Annotated in this window: 5 protein-coding genes; 3 read left to right on the top strand and 2 right to left on the bottom strand. The window is 71.8% G+C overall.

Annotated elements, in window-relative coordinates:
* The first annotated feature begins 313 nt into the window (after positions 1-313).
* From FGF04_RS20150 to FGF04_RS20140, 3 genes are all read left to right on the top strand, one after another.
* A complete protein-coding gene (locus FGF04_RS20150; RefSeq protein ID WP_149512720.1) occupies positions 314-1486 on the top strand; it encodes a PP2C family protein-serine/threonine phosphatase in 1173 nt (390 codons plus the stop codon).
* A gap of 304 nt (positions 1487-1790) precedes the next feature.
* Positions 1791-3131 carry a transcriptional regulator gene (locus FGF04_RS20145; protein WP_149512719.1) on the top strand — a complete coding sequence of 447 codons (1341 nt, stop codon included), beginning with the start codon at positions 1791-1793 and terminating at the stop codon, positions 3129-3131.
* Positions 3132-3294: 163 nt separating this feature from the next.
* On the top strand, positions 3295-3840 hold the full coding sequence (locus FGF04_RS20140) for an NUDIX hydrolase (RefSeq protein ID WP_149512718.1): 546 nt from the start codon (positions 3295-3297) through the stop codon (positions 3838-3840).
* 23 nt (positions 3841-3863) lie between these two features.
* On the opposite strand, the gene FGF04_RS20135 is transcribed toward FGF04_RS20140, so the two are convergent.
* Positions 3864-4121 carry a hypothetical protein gene (locus tag FGF04_RS20135; RefSeq protein ID WP_149512717.1) on the bottom strand — a complete coding sequence of 86 codons (258 nt, stop codon included), beginning with the start codon at positions 4119-4121 and terminating at the stop codon, positions 3864-3866.
* 205 nt (positions 4122-4326) lie between these two features.
* A complete protein-coding gene (locus tag FGF04_RS20130; protein WP_149512716.1) occupies positions 4327-5187 on the bottom strand; it encodes a 3-hydroxybutyryl-CoA dehydrogenase in 861 nt (286 codons plus the stop codon).
* Positions 5188-5446: the final 259 nt, after the last annotated feature.

Below are 5446 nucleotides of genomic sequence, written 5' to 3'. Positions count from 1 at the left end.
GTGCTGAGGGGGTAGCCCCCCTCTGGGCCTTATGGTTCGGGGGCTGCGCGTCGGTGGTCGGGTGCGGGTTCGTCCTGGCTGAGCGCGCAGTTCCCCGCGCCCCTAAAGATTGCGCAGTTCCCCGCGCCCCCAAAAGCGAAAGACTGCGCAGTTCCCCGCGCCCCTGTGGTGCCCAGGTTGTGAGAAAGGGGCACCTCACTCGTTTGAGTGACAAGTGGGGGTGAGGTGGGGCAGGTCGGGTGTGTGGTCGGCAGAATCGACGCGGCCGGACCGGCCGGTGGCTGCGCGCACAGGGCCTAGGGGGGCCGTCGGCATGATCCGTACCAAGGGTGGGTCGATCCGTCGGAGCGGGACCGGGGGGAGCCCACGGGCCCTCGGCAGAGCCAGGGCCCGCGCCCGGCGCCGCACCAGGGCCCGGCGCCCCTGCCGGAGCAGACAGCGGCTGCGCCGCGTCCTCGCGCTCGGACTGCCCACCGCCTGGGGCGCGATCGCGATCACCTACAAACTGACCTGCCCGCTCGCCCAGCAGAACGGCCTCGGCGCGCGGATCGCCACCTGCGCCGTCTTCTTCGCCGTCGGCACGGGCCTGATGTTCCACGTCAGACGGGGGCTGCTGCGCGAACTGCGGCAGATCCGCAAGGTCGCGGGCGCCACCCAGGGCGTCCTCCTGCGTCCGCCGCCGCCCCGCGTCGACGGGCTGGCGGTCGCGGCCGCCCAGTTCTCCGCCGACCGCGGGGCCGGCGTCGGCGGCGACCTGTACGAGGTGATCGGCACCGAGTACGGCGTCCGGGTCGTCATGGGCGACGTGCGCGGCCACGGCCTGGCCGCCATCGGGACGGTCGCCGCCGTCCTCGGCAGCTTCCGCGAGGCCGTCCACGACGAGCCCGAACTGCCGGGCGTGCTGCGCAGGCTGGAGCGGGCGATGGCCCGGCACCTCCGGGAGCGCGCGAAGGCCGAGCACCCCTCGTCGGGGCTCGACCCGGACGGTTCGGTCGCCGAGGAGTTCGTCACCGTACTGCTTCTGGAGATCGCCCGGGACGGTGAGGTCCGCGCCCTGAACTGCGGCCACCCGTGGCCGTACCTGCTGCGTACCGACGCGGGACAGGGCGGCGTGCGCGGACCGGTGGAGCACCTCGGTCACGGCGATCCCCTGCCCCCGCTCGGGCTGTTCCCGCTCCCCGCCGACCTGCCCGTCGTCCCCTGCGGGCGGCTGCTGCCGGGGGAGACGCTGTTCCTGCACACGGACGGGGTGGAGGACGCCCGTGACGGCGCCGGCCGGTTCTTCCCGCTGACCGCGGCGCTCACCGACACCGTGCGTGACCGCCCCGCCTCGCCGCAGGCGGTCCTGGCCGCGCTCCTCACCCGGCTCCTGGCCCACGCGGACGGCTTCCCCGGCGACGACGTGGCGGTCCTGGTCCTGCGTAACGACCGTGTGCACACGCCGGTGGGGCACAGCGAGTCGGCCGCACAGCACAGCACCCCGTAGAACCGCCCCGTCGGGCGAACGACGATCGGCGACCCGGCCGGACCCCGGCGGAGCGGAGCCGTCCGCCCGCCACGGAGTGTCGGGCAGGCAGCGGGGCGGACGGCTTGATTCCGGGCCGCCGCACTGTACGAGGGGGAGCCGGCGGCCCGGCCGGCCTCTTGCGAGGCACTTAAGTCAATCCATTCACCACTCTCCGCAACAGTGCGCGCACTGCACGGATCCGGGCACTCCGTTCACACCCCGTGTGAAGACGGACGCGCTAGGTTGAACAGCACCGTCGGCTCCGAGCCACCGGATGGCAGGTATGCAGCCCAACACTCTGCTCGACGCGGTCCTCGACGAGGCCGGGATCTCCCACGCGGGCCTCGCCGCCCACGTGAACCAGGCGGGCCGGGCGCGCGGCCTCGCCCTGCGGTACGAACACACGGCGGTCGCCCGGTGGTTGAAGGGCCAGCGGCCCCGCGGGCAGGTGCCCGACCTGATCTGCGAGGTCCTCGCGGGCCGGCTCCAACGGCCCGTCACGCTCGACGACATCGGCCTCGGAGTGCCCGGCGAACCGGCCGCCCCGCACGGCACGACGCTCTCCGGTTTCGTCGAGCGGGCCACCGCACTGTGGCGCTCGGACGAACAGCAGCGCCCGCACCTGCTGGGCGCCCCCGCCGTCACGGGCACGCCCGCGGTGATGCCCGTGTGGGAGTGGGAGAACCCGCCGGAGGACGTGGACGTCTCCCGCGGCGGCCGGCAGCGCGTGCGGATGTCCGACATAGAGATGCTGCGCGCCGCCCGCGCCCACTACGAGCAGATGTACCGCAAGGCGGGGGGCGTCGCGACGCGTACCCGCATCGTCGGTTTCCTCAACTCCGAGACGGCGCCGCTCCTGCGGGGCAGCTACACCGACGCCACCGGCCGCCAGCTCCACCGCGCCACCGGCGGTCTGGTGGCGATCGCCGGCATCTGCGCGTACGACTCCGACGCGCACGGGCTCGCCCAGCGCTACTTCCACCAGGCGCTGCGGCTGGCGAAGGCCAGCGGGGACCGGGGCCTGGGCGCCTACGTCATCGCGCTCCTCGTCAACCAGGCGCTGTTCATGCGGGAGAACCGGCAGGCGGTGGCCTTCGCCGAGGCCGCGCTGCGCGCCGCGGGGCGTCACATCACGCCGGCGCTCGCGTCGGACCTCTCCGCGATGCAGGCCAAGGCGTACGCGCACCTCGGCGACGGCAGCAGCGCGCTGTCCTGCATCCGGCGTGCCGAGCAGGCCGCCGACCGCATCCGGCGCGGGTACGAGCCGGACGAGACCGGCTATGTCCAGCCGGGCCTGGTCAACGTGCAGGTGGCGGAGGCCCTGCTGAGCCTCGGCGACCTGGCCGCCGCCCGGGAGCACGCCGCGGCCGCCGTGGACAACCCGGCGCACGACCGCGGACGGGTGCACCGCCTCGCGATGCTCAGCCAGATCGAACTGCGCCAGGGGAACGCCGACAGAGCGGTGGTCACCGCCGTCGAGATGGCGGAACGGGCCCGGGGGATGGAGTCCCAGCGGCTGCGCGACAGACTGCGGGCGGTGCGCGAACACCTGGTCGCCAGCGGGTGCGCGGGCACCTCCGAGGCCGCCGAACTCATCGACGGCGCGCTGCGCGTACCGCTCTAGAGGTCCCCGGAATCCCCGGATCCCCGCGCAGTGCGCGGCTTCGCAGCTGCCATCGCGCCCGTCGCCGAGCCCGCCGCCGCGCCGTCCGTGCCCCGGTGTGAGCCTGCTGTACGAACCGTCCTGCTGCGATATTGCCATCTACCTGACGGAAGGTGGCAGAAAAGTGCAGTGGACGAAACAGAACGAACAAATTGTGTACGCAAATCGCTGGTTCAGCGTCAATCTCGCTGATGTCGAGTTGCCGAACGGGCAGCACCTCGACCACTTCTTAATCCGGCTGCGTCCGGTGGCGGTGGCCACGGTCGTGAACGGGGCGAACGAGGTGCTGCTGCTGTGGAGGCACCGCTTCATCACCGACAGCTGGGGATGGGAGCTTCCCGCGGGGGTGGTCGAGGACGGCGAGGACATCGCCGTCGCGGCGGCCCGCGAACTGGAGGAGGAGACCGGCTGGCGGCCGGGACCCCTGCGCCATCTGATGAGCGTCGAGCCGTCGAACGGGCTCACGGACGCGCGGCACCACGTGTACTGGGCCGACGAGGGCGCGTACATCGGGCACCCCGTGGACGACTTCGAGTCGGACCGCCGGGAATGGGTTCCTCTGAAACTCGTTCCCGACATGGTCGCCCGCGGTGAGGTTCCGGCCGCCAACATGGCGGCCGCGCTGCTCCTCCTGCACCACTTGAGGCTCGGGCAGGACGCCTTGCCCTGATCCCCCCACCGCGTCCTTCGGGTCTAACGGCCCAGAGCCTGCCAGACCGCCACAGCCAGTGCACCCACTGCCGTGACGACCGCCACCGCACGCAGCGGCCAGCGGGTGTGTTCGAGCGCGATGACCCGAGTGCTCAGGTCATCGAGCTCCTTGGCGGTCTGTTCGGCGCGATGACTGAGCAGAGTCATGCTGCCCTCGACGGTGGCGTGTGCCACGTCGAGGCGCCGCCGTAACTCTGCGAGTTCTCCTCGGACCACGGGATGCTCCGGGTCGGGGGTCACGTGTCGGCTCCTTTCCGTAGTCGCCGCATCGCTCTGATGCGCACGGAAAGTCAACCCCCCTGGTGGTGGCCTGGGGAGCGTGTGCGACGGGCATATGCGTGCCCGCACCGCACACGGCGTGTGAATGCGGCGGGCCCGGCTCTCGGAAGAGAACCGGGCCCGCACTGGCCAGCACTTATACAGAGCGTGACCAGTGTCCCGAGTGTCACCCGTAGGTGTAGAAGCCCGACCCCGACTTCCGGCCCAGCCGTCCCGCGTCCACCATCCGCTGGAGCAGCGGCGGGGCGGCGTACAGCGGCTCCTTGTACTCCTCGTACATCGAGTACGCGACCGACGCGACCGTGTCGAGCCCGATCAGGTCGGACAGCTTGAGCGGACCCATGGGGTGGGCGCACCCCAGCTCCATCCCGTTGTCGATGTCCTCGCGGCTCGCCATGCCGGACTCGAACATCCGGATCGCGGAGAGCAGGTACGGGATCAGCAGCGCGTTGACCACGAAGCCCGAGCGGTCCTGGGCGCGGATCGCGTGCTTGCCGAGGATCTTCTCCACCAGCGCCTGCGCCCGGCTGATGGTGCCCTCGGAGGTGGTGAGGGCCGGGATCAGCTCGACGAGCTTCTGCACCGGGGCCGGGTTGAAGAAGTGGATGCCGATGACCTGGTCGGGGCGCGAGGTGGCGACGGCGAGCTTCACCAGCGGGATGGAGGAGGTGTTGGAGGCGAGGATCGCGTCCTGCCGCAGCACCACCTGGTCGAGCACCTGGAAGATCTCCGTCTTCACCTGCTCGTTCTCGACGACCGCCTCGATCACCAGGTCGCGGTCGGAGAACTCGCCGAGGTCGGTGGTGAAGGAGAGCCGGTCCAGCGTGGCGTCCCGCTCCTCCTCGGAGATCTTGCCGCGCTCGGCCGCCTTGGAGAGCGAGTTGTAGAGCCGGGTCCGGCCAATCTCCAACGCCTCGCCGGTGGTCTCGGCGACCTTCACGTCCAGGCCGGCGCGGGCGCACACCTCGGCGATGCCCGCTCCCATCTGGCCGCAGCCCACCACTCCGACGCGCTCGATGTCGGTCACATCGTCCCTTTCGCTCTCGCTGTCACGGTGCCGGCAGGTCTCCGGGGTCCGGTCCTGGTCGGCGCCACGCACGTTACTCCGGACTTGTCCCCGATCGGCGGCCCGGGTCGGGCATGCTGGCCCGGTGGACGGTCCGTGACGAGGCGGACCCACTGGGTGCGGAGTGTGCGGCATGGGGCGTATGTCACGGCGCGGGTTCGCGGCGACGATGGCGGTCGGGCTGTCGGGACTCGTCACGGCGGGACTGGCGGTGGCGGCG

This window comes from Streptomyces apricus (assembly GCF_008369065.1).
Classification (GTDB): domain Bacteria; phylum Actinomycetota; class Actinomycetes; order Streptomycetales; family Streptomycetaceae; genus Streptomyces; species Streptomyces apricus.
The sequence above is the reverse complement of the archived record's forward strand: the minus strand, read 5'-3'. Positions and strand labels throughout refer to the sequence as shown.

Bases quoted from the DNA above. Each gene is read 5' to 3' on its own strand.
- FGF04_RS20150 (WP_149512720.1), top strand. From the start codon at position 314: ATGATCCGTACCAAGGGTGGGTCGATCCGTCGGAGCGGGACCGGGGGG.
- FGF04_RS20145 (WP_149512719.1), top strand. From the start codon at position 1,791: ATGCAGCCCAACACTCTGCTCGACGCGGTCCTCGACGAGGCCGGGATC.